Source organism: Gracilibacillus sp. HCP3S3_G5_2 (genome assembly GCF_052063305.1).
Lineage (GTDB): Bacteria > Bacillota > Bacilli > Bacillales > Amphibacillaceae > Gracilibacillus.
The window spans coordinates 61,816-80,781 of the sequence record NZ_JBQHXU010000007.1 but is presented as its reverse complement, the minus strand read 5'-3'; the positions used below and the strand labels follow the sequence as shown (position 1 = coordinate 80,781).

Annotated in this window: 13 protein-coding genes; 2 read left to right on the top strand and 11 right to left on the bottom strand. The window is 38.4% G+C overall.

Translation table 11 applies throughout. The annotated features are described in order from the left end of the window. Positions 1-14: 14 nt before the first annotated feature. The 10 genes from ACTNEP_RS11695 to ACTNEP_RS11650 all read right to left on the bottom strand — a co-directional run bounded on the left by ACTNEP_RS11695 (position 15) and on the right by ACTNEP_RS11650 (position 13,383). Positions 15-593, bottom strand: coding sequence for a TetR/AcrR family transcriptional regulator (locus ACTNEP_RS11695; RefSeq protein WP_441162194.1), 579 nt, complete (start codon positions 591-593; stop codon positions 15-17). A gap of 537 nt (positions 594-1,130) precedes the next feature. After that, entirely contained in the window at positions 1,131-2,516 is a 1,386-nt protein-coding gene (gene rlmD / locus ACTNEP_RS11690) for a 23S rRNA (uracil(1939)-C(5))-methyltransferase RlmD (RefSeq protein WP_441162193.1), read from the bottom strand. 197 nt (positions 2,517-2,713) lie between these two features. Then, the gene (locus ACTNEP_RS11685) at positions 2,714-3,628 is read right to left on the bottom strand and encodes a diacylglycerol kinase (RefSeq protein ID WP_441162192.1); all 915 of its coding nucleotides are present in this window, start codon (positions 3,626-3,628) and stop codon (positions 2,714-2,716) included. 185 nt (positions 3,629-3,813) lie between these two features. Continuing rightward, on the bottom strand, positions 3,814-5,247 hold the full coding sequence (gatB, locus tag ACTNEP_RS11680; RefSeq protein WP_441162191.1) for an Asp-tRNA(Asn)/Glu-tRNA(Gln) amidotransferase subunit GatB: 1,434 nt from the start codon (positions 5,245-5,247) through the stop codon (positions 3,814-3,816). After that, a complete protein-coding gene (gene gatA, locus ACTNEP_RS11675; RefSeq protein ID WP_441162190.1) occupies positions 5,247-6,716 on the bottom strand; it encodes an Asp-tRNA(Asn)/Glu-tRNA(Gln) amidotransferase subunit GatA in 1,470 nt (489 codons plus the stop codon). Before gatA ends, gatB begins: the two co-directional genes overlap by 1 nt. Positions 6,717-6,728: 12 nt before the next feature. Next, positions 6,729-7,019 carry an Asp-tRNA(Asn)/Glu-tRNA(Gln) amidotransferase subunit GatC gene (gene gatC, locus ACTNEP_RS11670; protein WP_441162189.1) on the bottom strand — a complete coding sequence of 97 codons (291 nt, stop codon included), beginning with the start codon at positions 7,017-7,019 and terminating at the stop codon, positions 6,729-6,731. A gap of 240 nt (positions 7,020-7,259) precedes the next feature. Further along, a complete protein-coding gene (locus ACTNEP_RS11665) occupies positions 7,260-8,414 on the bottom strand; it encodes a CamS family sex pheromone protein (RefSeq protein ID WP_441162188.1) in 1,155 nt (384 codons plus the stop codon). After that, positions 8,414-10,426, bottom strand: a complete 2,013-nt coding sequence (gene ligA, locus ACTNEP_RS11660) for an NAD-dependent DNA ligase LigA (RefSeq protein WP_441162187.1) — start codon at positions 10,424-10,426, stop codon at positions 8,414-8,416. The genes ACTNEP_RS11665 and ligA overlap by 1 nt, the downstream gene beginning before the upstream one ends. 17 nt (positions 10,427-10,443) lie before the next feature. Then, on the bottom strand, positions 10,444-12,687 hold the full coding sequence (pcrA, locus tag ACTNEP_RS11655) for a DNA helicase PcrA (protein WP_441162186.1): 2,244 nt from the start codon (positions 12,685-12,687) through the stop codon (positions 10,444-10,446). Positions 12,688-12,702: 15 nt separating this feature from the next. Beyond that, on the bottom strand, positions 12,703-13,383 hold the full coding sequence (locus tag ACTNEP_RS11650) for a heptaprenylglyceryl phosphate synthase (RefSeq protein WP_441162185.1): 681 nt from the start codon (positions 13,381-13,383) through the stop codon (positions 12,703-12,705). A gap of 554 nt (positions 13,384-13,937) precedes the next feature. Between ACTNEP_RS11650 and ahpC the strand changes: the two genes are divergently transcribed. Both ahpC and ahpF read left to right on the top strand, forming a co-directional pair. Then, the gene (ahpC, locus tag ACTNEP_RS11645) at positions 13,938-14,501 is read left to right on the top strand and encodes an alkyl hydroperoxide reductase subunit C (RefSeq protein WP_441162184.1); all 564 of its coding nucleotides are present in this window, start codon (positions 13,938-13,940) and stop codon (positions 14,499-14,501) included. A 171-nt stretch (positions 14,502-14,672) separates the two neighbouring features. Then, a complete protein-coding gene (ahpF, locus tag ACTNEP_RS11640) occupies positions 14,673-16,199 on the top strand; it encodes an alkyl hydroperoxide reductase subunit F (RefSeq protein WP_441162183.1) in 1,527 nt (508 codons plus the stop codon). Positions 16,200-16,299: 100 nt separating this feature from the next. Here the strand turns inward: ahpF and ACTNEP_RS11635 are convergent, their stop codons facing one another. Beyond that, positions 16,300-18,948 (bottom strand): YhgE/Pip family protein, encoded by a 2,649-nt coding sequence (locus ACTNEP_RS11635; protein WP_441162182.1) that lies wholly within the window; start codon positions 18,946-18,948, stop codon positions 16,300-16,302. Positions 18,949-18,966: the final 18 nt, after the last annotated feature.

The following is an 18,966-nucleotide window of genomic DNA, read 5'->3' as shown; positions in this document are numbered from 1 at the left end:
AAGGAAGCCTATCTCTATTTACTGCTACCAGTTAAACCTTTCATAATAAACTCTACATGGTACTGAATAAGCTCAGGAAAATATTGAATCCCGATATCTTCCTTATGGGAATCAATATATGCTAAAGAGTCAAAAAGGGCAGCTAAGAGATCATCATCGATATCACTTCTTATTCTTCCATCTACTTTCCATTGTTTTAACAGCCCTACGAAAAAGCTCCGTATCGATTCTTCATCCTTATGTTCACTTTCAACGAAATACTTTTCAAGTCTGCGGAAGACATCCCTGTTATACCATTCCTTAAGTACCATATTCGAGCGCATGGCATCAAAGCTCCGTGCCATAAACTCCTTAACCAACTCGATTGGCTCTTTATTTATATCAAGTGATTCTACAATCTTTTTTTTCACTTTTGTGTTTTCCGTGATATAAACATCTAAGAAGAGTTGTTCTTTTGAGGAATAGTAACTATAAAAAGTTCCAATCCCTATCCCTGCCATTTTTGTAATTTCTGAGATATTGGTACCTTTAAATCCTTTAGATAGGAATATCTCCTTGCCACAATCAAATATTTCTTTCTTTATGTTCTTCAAATTATCATCACCCACTGAATGAATATTTTAATTTTCATTCAAACACTAACATACTTGGGAATACAGTGCAACTTTTCAAATACCTTGTATTTAGAATAATTCTCCTACTTTTAACCATAACATATCAATAACTCGACTCTGTGTTAAAACTGTTAATAGTTTGCCTGCGTTGAGCGAATAATAATTGCAGTATACTGGGAAATAATTTAATAAATCCATATTTTAGTCTTACTGTGAAACCAAAACAAACTCCTGCTAAATCCCACCCCTCCAACCCGCATTCCACCGTTCGAGTTAAAATAAAGTTTTGCTACGGAACCCCCTTTTTGAAGTATTTTCGGATCAAAAATGGACGTTTTTTCAACTATTTTTCTGTTTTAAAATAAAGTTCTCCGAGAATGTTGAGTAATGGAAAGAAGAGAAAACCGAGTAAAGGCAAGGGGTTGGCATAAAAAAGACCCGGAATTCGGAAATATTTATTTTCACGAAAACTGGGTCTGAATCGGGAATGTTTATTTTTACTGAGAAGTTTATGTTTTAGTTAGACAAATTCAATTCTAGTCTTACGACTGCTTCAATATGCGTCGTCTGCGGAAACATATCAACTGGCTGTACCTCTTTTGTCTCATATCCTCCATCCTCTAAGATCCGTAGGTCTCTTGCTAATGTTGACGGATTACAAGATACATAAACAATACGTTTTGGCTTCATTTGTAGCATTGCTTCCAATAATGCCTCGTCACAGCCTTTTCTTGGTGGATCAACAACAATCACGTCTGGCTCAAGACCTTGTGCTCGCCACCATGGCATTACTTTCTCTGCTTCTCCTACGAAAAATTCTGCATTGTCAATATGATTTAGCTTTGCATTTTCTTTGGCATCACTTACTGCTTCCGGTACAATTTCGACACCATATACCTTTTTTGCCTTTTGTGCGAGAAATAGCGAAATGGTTCCAATGCCACAGTAGGCATCGATAACCGTTTCATTTCCTGACAGGTTGGCATATTCCAACGCTTTGTCATATAATTTTTTCGTTTGTGGTGGGTTTACTTGGTAAAATGATTTGGCAGAAATGGCAAATTTAATATCACCAATTTGATCGTAAATATATTCCTCCCCCCATAGTACTTTTGTTTTCTTACCGAGAATAACGTTAGTACGATCAGGATTTATATTTTGAACGACCGATTTAATGTGTGGATTCGTTTCCGTTATTTCCTTGATTAATGTATCTAAGCCATCCACTTTCTCTTTTCTAGTAACTAATACGATCATCGTTTGTTGAGTTTCCTGCCCGGACCTCACCATAATATGACGCAAGATACCACGATGGTTTTCCTCATCATAAGCAGGGATTCCTAAGCGATTGGCAATTTCACGCACTGCCTCCACCATGCGGTCATTCACTTCATCTGTAATAATGCAGCGTGCCATATCATCAATGATTTCATGGCTTCTTTTTCGATAAAAACCGGTAATTAATTCACCATTTTTCGATCCTACCGGAATTTGCACTTTATTACGATAGCGCCACGGGTCTTCCATTCCAATTGTTGGGTGAATTGGGATATCTTCAATGTGACCAATCTTTTTTAATGCGCTTTGTACTTGACTTCGTTTCATTTCAAGCTGCATCTCATAACTCATATGCTGCAGTTGACATCCACCGCATTTATAATACACATTACATGGTGGTTTGACACGATCTTCACTTTCTTTTGTTATTTCTACTAAACGACCGAATCCGAAGTTTTTTTTAACTTTTATTACTTTCACTTCAGCCGTTTCACCAGGTAATCCGTAAGGAACAAAAAGTGGATACCCATCTACTTTTCCCACTCCGGCACCTTCGTGGGTAATATCTTCAAATGTTAATTCTATTGTTTGGTTCTTCTTCACAGGTGGGGCTGTTTTTGTCATATTATCAACGTCCTTCTTCACTGGTAATGCCTTCTTTGATCAGTCGACATTCTTACTTATCATATATTGTCCAAATTTTATCATAGCTTACGACAAATAGAAAATACCGTGTCTAATTTCATCATTTCCTGGGAAATATTCCAATCATTTTATCGAAAAATAAAGGTACACTCTACCAGAGAATGTACCTTTTGATACTATTCGATTCTCGCTTGCTTCTCGATGAATTCTTGAGAGACAAAAAATTCGATATGTTGATAGAGGTTTTCAAACTCACCTGGTAACAGGCCACCATATTCTCCGTCTAAATTAAGCTGCATTTTTTCATCTGTATGAACCTTTATGCGGTTTGCTCTAGCGTAAAAGATGTGCTTATCCTCTATATGTGCACCCTTTGTCGCAAGGGTGGCAATTCGAACAAATTCAGCTAGGTTGGTCTTTCGGAGAATTAGTAAATCAAAGTAACCATCATCCATTTTTGCTTCTGGTGCAATTTTCTCGAAACCTCCGACAGAATTCGTATTGGATACAAGAAAAAGCATAATTTCATCATCAAACCACTTGCCGTCGTACTCAATTTTTACTTTTGTCGGCTTTAATGATGGAAGCATTTCGATCCCTTTCAAATAGTAGGCAAGTTGCCCGAGTACTGTTTTTAATTTGCTGGGTACTTCATAGGTTAATTCTGTCAGCTTTCCACCCCCAGCTATATTCATAAAGTAATGATCATTAACTTTGCCAATATCAAGCTTACGAATATTATGCTCGAGGATTACATTGACAGCTTTCTGGATTTCTCGAGGAATCCCTAGTGCTCTTGCGAAGTCATTGGTGGTTCCTACAGGTATAATCGCTAGCTTTGGTCGGTATTCCTGTTCTGCTATTCCATGTACAACTTCATTAATCGTGCCATCTCCACCTGCAGCAATGATCAGGTCAAATTTGCGTTCTACTGCTATTTTTGCAGCATTTGTCGCATCACCTTCATACCTAGTCGCATGGGCAGAGGTTTCATATCCTGCTTCTTCAAAGCGTCTTAAAACCTCTGGTAACTCTTTTTTAAAAGCTTCTCGACCAGAAGTTGGATTATAGATAATGCGTGCACGTTTCATAGTCATTCTCCTCTTAACGTAACTTCTATCTATCATCATAATCGTTTTAACAAAATTTGCAAACATTTTATGACGAATGATTTAGATAAATGCATCTGTTTACTAGATACATTTGTGAACAGAATAAGGTTATCTATCTCGCGAAGAAAGGACTGTGCGATGTATTGCACAGCCCTTTCGCTTTTTTATCGTTTTTCGATTTCTTCCAAGATAATTTTGTTAACCATAGGCGGATTGGCTTGTCCTTTTGTTGCCTTCATTGTTTGACCAACTAGGAAACCAAGTGCTTTATCTTTACCATTCTTATAATCGATGATTGATTGTTCATTTTCATCAAGGATACCTGTAATAATCTCGCGAAGCTGACCTTCATCAGAGATTTGCACTAGTCCTTTTTCTTTAACGATTTTTTCAGGATCGCCACCATTTTCAACAAGCTCTGCGAAGACTTTTTTTGCCATCTTGGAGGATATAGTTCCGTCTCCGATAAGCTTAATCATTTTTGCAAGTGCTTCAGGTGTCATCTTTAAATCCTGTATTTCCACTTGCTGCTTGTTCATGTAAGCTGATACTTCGCCCATCAACCAGTTGGAGGCTTGCTTTGTATCTGCACCTGCTTCGATTGTTGCTTCAAAGAAGTCAGACATTTCTTTTGTACTTGTTAGTACTCCTGCATCATAAACTGGCAGGTCTAACTCTTTCACATAGCGCTCCCGGCGAGCATCTGGTAATTCTGGAATTTCAGCACGTATCCGTTCTTTCCACTCATCGTCAATATATAATGGAACAAGGTCTGGTTCTGGGAAGTAACGATAGTCGTCAGAACCCTCTTTGACACGCATAAGAATTGTTTCTTTCTTTTGCTCATCGTAACGACGAGTTTCCTGAAGAATTTCACCACCGTTTAGTAATACTTCACGTTGACGTTTTTCTTCAAATTCCAATCCTTTTTGCACAAAAGAGAAGGAGTTTAAGTTTTTCAATTCTGTTTTAGTACCGAATTCTTCTTGCCCTACTGGACGGATCGAGATGTTAGCATCACAGCGAAGAGAGCCTTCCTCCATCTTACAGTCAGATACACCTGTATATTGAATAATATTTTTTAATTTTTCCAAGTAAGCATATGCTTCTTCCGGTGTACGGATATCCGGTTCCGATACGATTTCTACTAGTGGAGTACCTTGACGGTTATAGTCAACTAACGAATAACCATCATCACCATGGGTTAGTTTCCCTGCATCTTCCTCTAAGTGAAGACGAGTAATACCGATCCGTTTCTTTTCACCGTTTACTTCAATTTCAATCCAGCCGTTCTCTCCGATCGGTTGATCAAATTGAGAAATTTGATAAGCCTTCGGATTGTCTGGATAGAAATAGTTTTTACGGTCAAATTTTGTATCTGTTGCAATTTCACAGTTTAACGCCATTGCTGCTTTCATCGCATAATTGACCGCTTCTTCATTTAATACCGGCAATACACCAGGATATCCTAAGTCGATTGGGTTAACATTGCTATTCGGTTCAGATCCGAAAGCGTTAGGGGCTGGACTGAAAATTTTAGAAGCGGTTTTTAGCTCCACGTGCACCTCTAAACCAATAACTGTTTCAAAATTTGTCATTACTTGTCACCTCCTAAATGAGGACGTTTCTTGTGATGATCTGTTGCTTGTTCGTATGCATATGCCGTGCGATAAATGGTTGATTCATCAAAGTGTCGGCCGATAATTTGTAATCCGATTGGTAAACCTTTGCTTGAGAATCCACAAGGAATCGACATACCTGGAAGTCCAGCGAGGTTTACTGGTGTTGTTAATACGTCATCAGTATACATCGTTAATGGATCATCGATTTTTTCACCAATTTTATATGCTGGGGCTGGTGTTGTTGGTCCAATTACTACATCAAATTCATCAAAGATTTTTTCGAAATCATTTTTAATCAGTGTACGTACTTTTTGTGCTTTTTTGTAGTAAGCATCATAATAACCAGAGCTTAATGCAAATGTACCAAGCATAATTCGACGTTTTACTTCATCGCCAAAGCCTTCAGCACGAGATTCTTTGAACATATCAACCATGTCGACATTCTTCTCCGTACGTTTACCATACCGAACTCCGTCGAAACGCGCTAGGTTCGCACTTGCTTCTGATGCTGCTAGTAAGTAATAAGCAGCAACTGCATATTTAGAGTGTGGTAATGATACCTCTTCCCATGTTGCACCTAATTCTTCATACTGCTTTAAAGCGGCAAGAACTGCTTCTTTTACTTCAGGGTCTACCCCTTCTTGTATGTACTCCTTAGGTACAGCAATACGTAAACCTTTTACGTCTTCTTTAAATGCATCACTATAATTAGGAATATCTATATTAGCAGAGGTGGAATCCATATGATCATGACCTACGATTGCCTGTAGTAAGTGTGCATTGTCTTCTACGGTTCTAGTGATTGGTCCAATTTGATCCAATGAAGAGGCAAACGCAACAAGACCAAAGCGGGAAACAAGGCCGTATGTAGGTTTCATCCCAACTACACCACAGAATGCTGCTGGCTGACGAATCGAACCACCTGTATCAGATCCTAGTGAGAAAAATACTTCTCCTGCTGCTACCGCTGCTGCCGAACCACCACTGGAACCACCCGGGACATAGTCCGTATTCCATGGGTTACGTGTATTTTCGTAGCTAGAATTCTCTGTAGAAGAACCCATCGCAAACTCATCCATGTTTAATTTCCCAATATTGATCGTGTTTTCTGCGTTTAATTTTTGGATGACGGTTGCATCATACAATGGATCGTTCAAGTTATCGAGGATTTGACTTGCACAAGTTGTGCGCAATCCTTTCGTGACGATATTATCTTTAATTCCGATCGGCATCCCGTATAAAATCGATGCATCTGAACCTAGCTTTTCGTCTAATTCCTTCGCCTGTTTTTTCGCTTCTTCTTCATTTAATGTCAAAAATGCTTTAACTTGACCATCTACTTCATTAATACGAGTGTATGAAGCTTCGACAAGATCACTAACAGTAATTTCTTTATTATGTAGTTTTTCTTGTAATTCCTTTAACGTATAATCAAAAAGTGACAAAAGAAACCCTCCTTATTCAAGAATTGATGGCACACGGAATTGACCATCTTTTTGATCTGGTGCATTTTTTAATGCGTCTTCTTTCGTTATCCAATCTTTCGGTTCATCTTTACGCATTACATTTTTTAAGTCTAAAACGTGGGTTGTTGGCTTAACGTTATCTGTATCCAACTCGTTCAAAAGCTCTGCATAATTGATGATATCTCCTAATTGTTGTGTAAATGTCTCTACTTCCTTATCTGTTAAAGCGAGACGTGCTAGATTTGCAACATGCTTTACCTGTTCTTTTGAGATTTCTGCCATGTTGATTCACCTCCATATATAGTTGAAACCAATAATACATTCGTAAAATCCATATAACCTTTACCTCGGTGGTAAACGTCTGTGACCCCCACTTTAAGTTCTTGAAGCCAAGTGGGGGTTAACAGACACTCACATCCTGACAAGTTTCGCTAATGATCTACAGGGACGAGCCCCACACTGATCAAAATCTCACTTTATTTTACCATTAATCCTATTTTAGCAAAACATTTTTGAATAGAATTAACGGTATATATGGACAAACCCTTCCTCTTCTCCAGGGTTTCGTACAATTAACGCCTCTTGTCTTTCACCTGATGTAATATTTATTTCTAAATGATAATCCGTAGGGAAACCGGATAAGACAAGTCCATATGCATATTGGGTAAACCCTATTAATTCAGCTTTGCCATAAAAGGAGACCGGTATTTCCACCGTTAGTTTTTGTAACTCACCATTTTGGAAAAAGCCCTTTCCAATAACACTTACGTAATTAGGAAAATAGGATCCAATATCTGATTCAAAATCGACTAATGTTGCCCATACATCAGGGTACGTATTTTGTCCATAATTGGATGGAAACAATACATTTTCCTCATTTATATCCTGCCAATCACCAACAGATGCGCTGTCACCAGCTATATTTGTTTTAGCAACAAAGTTACCAGGCACAAGTGAACTGTGGGATTCTTCACGATAGATAGCTAACATAATAGGGACATTTTCAAGTCCTTCCATTTGACGAATTCGTTGTACGACTTCCTCTGCTATTTGATTAGCTTCACTCATCATTTCACTCTCAGAAATATCTTCATAATAATACGGCCCACCAGTTTCAGTCTGGAATCGGTAGACAGATTTCATCGCAATCCCGATAGATATTCCAGCCAATTCAACGGCATCATCTTCCGTTTTTCGTAGATAGTTTTGTTCTAAAATATGGGAAAGATATTTCGGATTGTTTTCTTCCTCTTTTTTCCTGTCTTCATCTTCTTTGGATTCATCTGCTTCTGGGTTCAGCCCGAGTGGCTGTTTATCTTCATCATAACGATCTAGCCAACTATAAAGTATATCATCTGTTAAATATTGACCTTCCTGGAAATAATATGTTTCAGGGTCATATACTTCCATTGAGTGCCGTCTTAACCCTTCCTCCAGTTCATCGATATCTAATCGATTTGCGACTTGATTGGTAATTACACCTCTTGCTTGGCTTAAGTTGGAGTCAATTAATACTCTGTAATTGTCCTCGTTCAGATTATATTTCGGAATGATCGCTGTTTCTTCTAATGATTCATCTATACTTTCATCAATTACAGCTTCTTCTCGATCCCCAAAATCTGGTGCACATCCTACTAACAATATGATAATGAAGAGGCTAGCTACTATTTTCCTCATTATGCTTCCTCCTCTAACACTTCTTGGAGCTTAGCTTCATCCCAAATTTCAACTTCTAGCTTTTTCGCCTTATCCAGTTTGGAACCGGCATCTTCTCCAGCGATAAGTAGATCTGTCTTCTTACTTACACTTCCTGTTACGTTACCGCCAAGTGCTTCAATTTGCTGTTTTGCTTCTTGTCTTGTATAGATCGCTAATTTACCTGTTAAGACAACCGTTTTACCTGCAAAAGCACTATCTGCCGGTGCTTCACTAACTTTTGGTCCTTTGTACGAAAGATTTAAGCCTAATTCTTTTAATTCGATGATAAGCTGTTGTACTTTATCATCCTCGAAATATTGAACAATCGAATCTGCCATTTTATCGCCTATTTCATCGATTGCTATTAAATCTTCAAAGCTTGCTGCCTGCAGACGCTCGATTGTTTCAAAGTGTGCTGCCAATGTTCTTGCAGCCTTCGAGCCAACATAACGAATGCCAAGACCGAAGAGCAATCGTTCTAACGAGTTTTCTTTCGAATTTTCGATAGCATTTAACAAGTTTTCTACTGATTTCTCACCCATCCGCTCTAATTTTAATAATTCATCTCGCTCCAACCGATAAAGGTCAGCAATCGTATGAATATATTCGGCCTGGAATAGTTGCTCTATTACTTTTTCACCAAGTCCTTCAATGTTCATTGCTAGTCTCGATACAAAGTGAATCAGGCCTTCTTTTAATTGTGCTGGACAGTTTGGATTAATACAACGTAAAGCAACCTCTTCTTCTAAACGGACAAGCTCGTCTCCACAAGACGGACATACTTCCGGCATTGCAAAAGGCAGCTGTTCTTCTGTACGCATATCTGTGACAACACGGACAACTTCAGGAATGATATCACCGGCTTTTTTAATCACAACTGTGTCACCAATACGGATATCTTTTTCCTTAATTAAATCTTCATTGTGAAGAGATGCCCGTTGTACAGTCGTACCTGCGACTTTAACAGGTTCCAGAATAGCAGTCGGTGTGACAACACCAGTCCTTCCAACACTTAATTCAATATCTGTCAGCTTAGTCACTGCTTCTTCTGCGGGGAATTTATAAGCAATTGCCCACCGTGGACTCTTTGCTGTAAATCCAAGCTGCTCCTGTGCTTCAAGATTATCGACTTTTATAACGATCCCGTCAATATCATAGGAAAGTGTTGCTCTTTTTTCTACCCACTCTTCGACATATTCTATCACTTCATCGATACCATGACATTTTCGCCATTCTGGATTAGTCTTAAAGCCTAATTCCTTGAGATAAGTGAGGCGTTCACTATGGGTTTCTAAAACTCCGGATTCCCATTCACCTACCGCATACAGAAAAATATCCAAATGACGTTTTGCAGCAATTTTCGGATCAAGCTGGCGTAAAGAACCTGCCGCTGCATTTCGAGGATTAGCAAAAGGTTCTTCTTCATTTCTCTCACGTTCTTCGTTTAAAGCAAGAAATGCTTTCTGTGGCATATATGCTTCCCCGCGAACTTCAATCGGGGAATGGTCCTTAATTCTCAAAGGGATACTTCTGATTGTTTTTAAATTACTTGTTATGTCCTCACCGGTCGTTCCATCCCCCCGAGTAGCACCTTGGACAAAAAGACCATCCTGATATCGTAAGGATATCGCCAGCCCATCGATTTTCAATTCACAGACATAGGTAACCTTGTCAGCATCTAAGCCTTCACGAACACGGCGGTCAAAATCCTTTAAGTCTTCTTCATTAAAGGCATTTCCTAAGCTCAACATTGGTACACGATGGGTAACTTTTTTAAATGCATCTAAAGGTTCTCCACCGACTCGTTGTGTAGGAGAGTCCGGCGTAATTAATTCAGGGAATTCAGCTTCAATTGCTTTTAATTCCTTCATTTTCATATCATATTCTGCATCCGATACACTTGGGGTATCTAATACATGGTATTGGTAATTATATTCATTTAACTTTTCTCTTAAGGCAATTATTTTCTTACGTGCTTCTTGTTCCTTCATTAGCAAGCACCTCCTTCTTACACTTTCGTGATGGGAGCGAATTTGGCAAGCAGTCGTTTAATACCTGTTGGTGCCGGAAATGCAATATCTAATTCCATTGCATCACCAGAACCCTCCACTTTGACAACTGTTCCTTGCCCCCATTTTTTATGATTGACTTTGTCACCAACATTCCATGCTTCTTTTTCTCCGCCGGTTGTTGGATTAACATTACGTATTGGTTTGCGTTTGGCTTTTTCTTGTTTTTCGAAAGGTAAATCCTGATCGTTAATCGCAATTCGCCCAAACGGTGAGCCAAACGTTGATTCCTGTAATTCTTCCTTTCCTTCTAATAATTCACTTGGAATTTCATCAATAAAGCGACTTACAGGGTTCATATTTGTTCGACCAAATAATGTACGCATCTTTGCATGTGAAACGTGCAATAACTCCTCTGCTCTAGTAATCCCTACATAAGCAAGACGTCGTTCCTCCTGCATCTGCTCCTCATCCATCATGGAACGGCTATGCGGAAAAACACTCTCCTCCATTCCAATCAAAAAGACTACAGGAAACTCTAATCCTTTTGCTGCGTGCAGTGTCATCATCGTGACACTATCCTCTGATGTCGGATCATCGTCCATTCGGTCAATATCAGAAACCAATGCTAAGTCAGTCAGAAAATTAACCAGCGTTTTGTCTTCATTTGTTTCCTCAAAATGCTTCGTAACGGTCTTGAATTCTTCGATGTTTTCTAGGCGTGTTTGTGCTTCAATGCTTCGTTCATTGAGAAGCATTTCTTCATAGCCTGTTTTTTCAATTACTTCATCAACCATATCTGTTGCACTCAGAAATTCCTGCTGCTGTTCCCAGTTTTTAATCATCTGGCCAAATTCCATTAATGATTTAGCTGCTTTTGCACTGACACCTACAAAGTCTACTTCTTGTACTGCGGTATAGAAGGAGATATCATTTGCTGCTGCATAAGCCTCTAGTTTGTCCATTGATGTTTTTCCGATACCACGTTTAGGTACATTAACCACTCTGGCAAAACTGATATCATCATCCGGATTGACGATTAAACGCAAGTAAGCAAGTAGATCTTTAATTTCCTTACGATCGTAGAACTTTGTCCCCCCGACCATTTGATAAGGAATATTTGCTTTCATAAAGGTTTCCTCAATTGCACGTGATTGGGCATTTGTCCGATACAAAATCGCAATATCCTTATGCTTATATTTATTTTGTTGTACCAGTTCTTCAATCCGTTCAGCTACAAACAAACCTTCCTCACGTTCTGTGGATGCTTGAAAATAGCGAATTTTATTCCCGTCTTGATTTTCTGTCCATAGATTTTTCGGTTTTCTCCCAGTGTTGTTTTCAATGACCTGGTTAGCAGCCTGAAGAATGGACTTCGTCGATCGGTAATTTTGCTCAAGCATGACAACACGTGCTGACGGATAATCCTTTTCAAAGGAAAGAATATTGGAAATATCCGCACCACGCCATGCATAGATGGACTGATCAGAGTCACCAACAACACAAAGATTTTGAAAACGTGCGGCCAACTGCTTTACTAAGGAATACTGAGCATGGTTCGTATCTTGATACTCATCCACATGAATATATTGGAACCGTCGCTGATAATATTCTAATACTTCTGGCACGCGCTGAAATAGATGAATAGTCTGCATGATTAAGTCATCAAAGTCGAGTGCTTGATTTTTACGTAATCGACGTTGGTATTCGATATACACTTCCGAAACTTGGCGATCAAAAAAGTTATTAACTGATTCCGCAAATTTTTCTGGTGTAATCAGTTCATTTTTCGCACTACTAATGGTACCTAGAATTGCCCTCGGCTCGAATTTTTTAGCATCAATATTTTTATCCTTCACAATATTTTTGATGACAGTCAGCTGATCACCACTGTCTAGAATCGAAAAATTTCGACTATATCCGATCCTATCAATATCTCTTCTCAGGATCCGTACACACATAGAGTGAAAGGTCGATACCCACATATCTGCTCCGTATGCCCCAACAAGATCGGCTATTCTTTCCTTCATCTCCCGTGCTGCTTTATTGGTAAAGGTAATCGCTAAAATATTACGTGGAGAAACTTCCTTTTCATCCAATAAATAAGCAATACGGTGGGTCAGTACGCGTGTTTTTCCACTTCCCGCCCCGGCCATGATTAATAACGGCCCTTCTGTATGCTGTACAGCTTCACGCTGTTCTTTATTTAATCCTTTTAACAAGTCGTGCATCATCCGACTCATTGTAACACCGTCCTTCTACTTTGTTGCTTCCACCGTTTTTAAGGCTTCTTTCGGATTATCATATAATGCGTTACCGACCACGATTATATCGGCATATGCACTGACCTCAGCAGCTTGCTCTTTTGTTGCAATGCCACCGCCATAAATCAATTTTGTATTATGAAGCTCCCGACTGATTGATTGTACAAGTGCCGGATCACCATATATACCACTGTATTCTAAATAGAAAAAAGGTAGCCTAAATAAATGTTCTGCCATTCTTGCATAAGCAATCACTTCGTCTTTGGTTGGTAGCTTGCAATTAGCATGCTGATACACTTTTGACTTATCATTCATAATACAATATCCTTCAGCAAACATCTCGTCCCAATTAATGATGTCACCATATTCGACCACTGCTTGATGTTGAATATCCATCATCCATTTTTTATCTTGACTGTTTAGCACCATTGGCACAAAGTAATAGTCGTAACCTGGTGTTACTGATTCCATTGTAGATATCTCTAAAATAACAGGTACCGTGTGACGGCGGATGCTACTTAATAATTGCAGTACACCATCCAATGTTACATTGTCTGTACCACCGACCATGATCGCATCTGTTCCTGACTCACATATTTTATCTATCATTTCTTCAGAGATCTCTTTAGCAGGATCTAACTTGAAGATATGTTTCCATTCGTCGATATTATACACCATCTAAGCCTCCAATAATGACGATTCTATATCCATTATTTCATTATAGCAAAAATATACACCTTTTTAGAATGATATAGGTAAAGATTTTAAGAAAACGTCATAATCGTTAGTGGACGAGTAGAAGGATCCATTTTATGGAACACAGATGAAATGTCCTTTTTCCAAAAACATACAAGCAACTACTAGACTAAAAGGACTAAGGTCCATTCCATTCTATAGATGTGTGGACGTTATTTTTAAAAGCTGCGCATGTTATTCGTAATTATTTGGAAAAGGTGAATAAACTGCGAATCTTACGTTCAGAATGGTAGAAAAGCGTCATTTCTTACCACTTAGATCAAAGATCCAATCGTCCAGTTATTAGCGTGAAACTAGAATTCCTGTGCGTCATGTTACCATTCTGTGCTCTCTAGGATTTCTTACAAATTTATGAACGATATATTATATCGTTACACTTGTAAGATAATCTATTTTATAATAATGTTTGATAGGGAATGGATACCATTACCAGAAAAAACAAACAAAGAAAAAAAATTAGGAGGACAATCACTATGTCATTAATCGGAAAAGAAGTACTACCATTTCAAGCATCTGCTTTTCGTCAAGGAGAATTCATTGATGTAACAGAAGAAAATTTCAAAGGCCAGTGGAGCATTGTTTGTTTCTATCCGGCAGACTTTACATTCGTCTGTCCAACTGAATTAGAGGATTTACAAAATCAATATGCTGAATTACAAAAATTAGGTGTAGAAGTTTACTCTGTTTCTACTGACACTCACTTCACCCATAAAGCATGGCACGAAAGCTCTGATGCAATTGGAAAGATTGAATACACCATGATCGGTGACCCTTCACACATCATCTCTCAAAACTTTGATGTACTACGTGAAGAGGAAGGTTTAGCTGATCGAGGAACGTTCATTATTGATCCTGATGGTGTAATTCAAGCAGCAGAGATTAATGCAGAAGGTATTGGTCGTGACGCAAGTACATTAATTTCGAAAATTAAAGCTGCACAATACGTACGTAACAACCCAGGGGAAGTATGCCCTGCTAAATGGGAAGAAGGCGGCGAAACACTTAAACCAAGTATCGACTTAGTAGGTAAAATCTAAGAAAAGCAAAGAGTGCCTGTACCACGCCACTCTCTCCGAGGGTCATATCAAACAAGAAATTCTAGTATCGATGTTGGTCAGAGGACCTGACCGAAATTGGCGATTATAGGGGGCTAGTGGCTGGTGCTCGTAGCTATATCTTTCTCAGAAATATAAGAAAAGAGGGTCAAAATGCTTGATCAAGAAATAAAAGCACAACTTAATGAATATTTGAAACTATTAGAAAATGATATTGTTATCAAGACAAGTATTGGATCTGATAATGTTTCAAAAGAAGTAGACGAACTAGTTAATGAAATTGCAAGCATGTCTGATAAAATCACCGTAGAGCAAGGATCTTTTGACCGCACTCCAAGTTTTAGCATCAATCGTGTAGGTGAGGACACTGGCGTTGTTTTCGCAGGTGTCCCACTTGGTCATGAGTTTACTTCTCTTGTGTTAGCTTTATTACAAGTAAGTGGACGTCCACCAAAAGTGGAAAATGCTATTATTGAACAAATTAAAAAATTGGAAGGTCCATTACATTTTGAAACATATGTAAGCTTATCATGCCAAAAATGCCCTGATGTTGTCCAAGCTCTAAACATCATGAGTGTTGTACATCCTGATATTACACATACAATGGTGGAAGGATCTGCTTTTAAAGAAGAAGTGGATAGTAAAGATATCCTAGCTGTTCCTTCTGTCTATTTAAATGGGGAACCATTTGTTGATGGCCGACAAACGATTGAAAGTATCCTAGAAGCGTTAGGAAGTACTGCGGACATTTCAGAACTAAATGAGAAAGATCCATATGATGTCTTAGTAGTTGGTGGAGGTCCTGCAGGTTCTAGTGCTGCCATTTATGCTGCACGTAAAGGTATTCGCACGGGGATTGTGGCTGAACGCCTCGGTGGTCAGGTTCAAGATACATTAGGTATTGAAAACTTTATCACAACGAAGTATACAGAAGGTCCAAAATTAGTTGCTAATATGGAAGAACATGTTCGTGATTATGATGTGGATATCATGAACTCTATGCGTGCGAAGTCTTTACAGAAAAAAGACCTTTTTGAACTTGAACTAGAAAATGGTGCAACACTGAAAAGTAAAACCATTGTACTTTCAACAGGTGCACGTTGGCGCAATATCGGCGTTCCTGGTGAAGCAGAATTCAAAAACAAAGGTGTAGCATACTGCCCTCACTGTGATGGTCCAATCTTTGAAGGAAAAGATGTTGCGGTTATCGGTGGTGGAAACTCTGGTGTTGAAGCAGCTATTGATTTAGCAGGAATCGTTAAGCACGTAACTTTGATTGAATTCGCTCCAGAGTTGAAAGCTGATCAAGTTTTACAAGAGCGCTTATATAGCCTTTCTAATGTAACAGTGCTTACAAACGCAAGAACTTCTGAAATTTATGGTTCTGATAAAGTCGAAGGACTAAAATATGTCGATCGTGAAACAGAAGAAGAGAAAAGCATCGAACTTGCTGGTGTCTTCATTCAAATCGGTCTCATACCTAACACCGAATGGTTAAGAGACACGGTTGAGTTAAACAAATTCGGTGAAATCGTTGTTGATGAGCGCGGTACTACTAGTATACCTGGTGTATTTGCAGCAGGCGACTGTACAAATAGTGCTTATAAACAAATCATTATTTCAATGGGTTCTGGTGCAACAGCCGCATTAGGGGCATTTGATCATTTAATTCGAAATTAATTAGAAAGAGGTTGTCTCTCTTTAATGAGGACAACCTCTTTTCTTTTGGTGCTTTCAGACAATTAGCACCGTGACAAAAAGCAGAGCCACTACCTTCAGGTTACTCAATTAACCTACTTTCTTTTGATTTACGTGCAGTATGTTCAATTCTGTTTGCAAGCAATGGTTTTAGTAATATTCCTATGACAATAGCGATAATCCAGAAAACGACTAACATTAAAATGTTATACCACGCAACTTCAGGCACGACTCCACCGACCGCTTCACGTAATAAATCAATACCGTAGGAAAATGGCATAAAAGGATGTAAATGTTGAAAGAATGGCGGGGCTACTTCGATCGGAAATGTTCCACCACCACTAGATAATTGCAACACTAATAGCACAATCATTAATGCTTTTCCTATATTCCCTAGAATAGATGCAAACGTATAAACTATCGTCATAAACGTTATGGCGATTAATACGGTAAAAATTACAAACAGTATCGAATTACTAGTATACACCTGTAAAATTGTTAAATTTCCAATACTAACAATAATTGCCTGTAAAATGCCGACAATAAGAAAAAGAATCATCCTGCCAAAGTAAATTTGACGCAATGTATAATTTTCACGCATGTCTAATTTATGCAAATTTGTTGAAACCAGGTTCGAAAGTAATAATGCTCCGACCCATAAAGATAGAGTAGTATAAAAAGGAGCATTTGCTGAACCATAGTTTGGTACAGGAAAAACCTCTTCCTCTTCTAGATGAACTGGACTAGCAAAAAAATCACCTTCATCCGCTAAGTCATTTCTTAATATGGATATTAACTGATTTAATTGATCCTCGTCTTCTACTTCATGCACTTTATCTGCTGCATCAGCTACACCTTTTTGCAATTCAGGTAACTTTTCCTTGCTAAAGGTGGCTAACTGGTGAATAGCAGACTCAGCTGTCGGTAAATTTTTCTCGATTTCTTCCACTACTTGTAAATACGTATCTTCTATTCGAGGTAAATCAGCTTCAATAAAATTAGCTAACGTATTTACCTTCTCCTCCACATTTGGTAAATCATTTTCAACAAAATTCCCAAAATCATGAATAGCATTCTCTACTAATGGGAAAGTTTCTTGCATTTTCCCATTCACCTCTTGCCATTTTTCCTGAATTTCTGGCAAGTCCTTTCTTATTTCTGTAATATCTTGATCAATAGTATTCATAACTTCAACTGTGCTACTCAAAAATGACTGTAATGATTCGTTTATCTCATGAAGCTGATCCATCTCCATATCGGAATCAGTGATCATACCTTGTAATTGCGCAAAACTATTATTTAAGCTATCATGGCCATTGGCATCTAACCATACAGACAGGTTTTCTAAATGATCTTGTGTTGTTTGGATATGCTGATATATTCCCTCATTGACCGAACCTGTTAGTAGCTGTTCGACATCTTGATTCAGTTGATGGAAGCTAGCTTTCGTTTGTTCCATTTCCTCGATAAATCCAGCGATATTATCGTCCGAAAGTTTATTGAGATTCGAATATACTTGAATATTACTTTCAAGATATGCATGGTGTTGTTCAATCTCCTGTTGAATACTACGTAAATCTTGTTCCTTTGCAGCTGCGTCTCCTTCCGTTTCTATATTTTGCATTACAGCATGTAACGCTGACAATGTTTGATTCATTTCTACCAATTGTGTTTGAAAAGCACGAACAAAAGGATCAGCGTCTAAGTTTGCTTCCGAAAGAAAGGATTGGAAATCATTTGCATATTCTTCAATCGTTGTTGCATGCTCATCTATTTCATTTAACATCGATCGTGTTGATTGTATTTCCCCTTTAGTATCCGATAATTGTTGTTGGGAATCCTCCAAAAAGCTATCGATCTCATCCAACATGGAATCCATTTCATTAAATCCATCAACTGCCTTTGCAATCGTTGGTAACGCATCCTCGACTTCTGTAATATGATTCGTTATTTCATATATTTTAGGGAATTGCTTCTGTAATGTCAGAATTTGATCTGCGCCTTCATTGATTTGTGGCAAGTAGTCTTGAATGGTCATAAAATGATCAATTTGCTCATCTATTTCATCCCAATCCTCGTCAATCTTTTCAATAAACTCACCGACTCGAACTATTTCAGGCATATTTTCATCAAGCTCATATAATGCATTTTTTATTTTTCTTATCGTTGGTAAGTCTTCTTCTAAACGAATGCCGAGCTTGTTAAATTCTTCAAAAAGTGTTTTGGCCGCTTCGTCAACAAATTGATTATTAATAGTATTTACGATCGTGGATGCTCCTGCAGAAGTCATTTTCGGTGCAATAGCATTTTTCTTCTCGTTAACTTGATAGGTTACGGTTGCTTGTGTAGGTTCGCCTTCTATTACGTTGGCAAGTTCTTCTGAGAAATTAGCATCTATAAAAATCCCGGCATAATAGTCCCCATTGCGTATACCTTTTTCTGCTTCCTCTTTGGTGGTAAATACCCAGCCTAAGCTTTCGTTTTCCTTTAAATTCTCCTCTAATTGCTCGCCAATTTTAATTGTTTCCCCTTGTAATTCCGTTCCTTCATCATCATTAACAATGGCCACCTTCACTTCCTCCGTATTTGCATACGGATCCCATGCTGCCCCTAGATTAAACCATGCGTATAACGAGGGCAATATTGCTAACCCTAGTAACAAAAAGCCGACAAGTGGAACGCGTCTGATGTTATTTAAATCTTGTTTGAAAATATTCCAACTATTTTTCACTACTATACCTCCATTTAA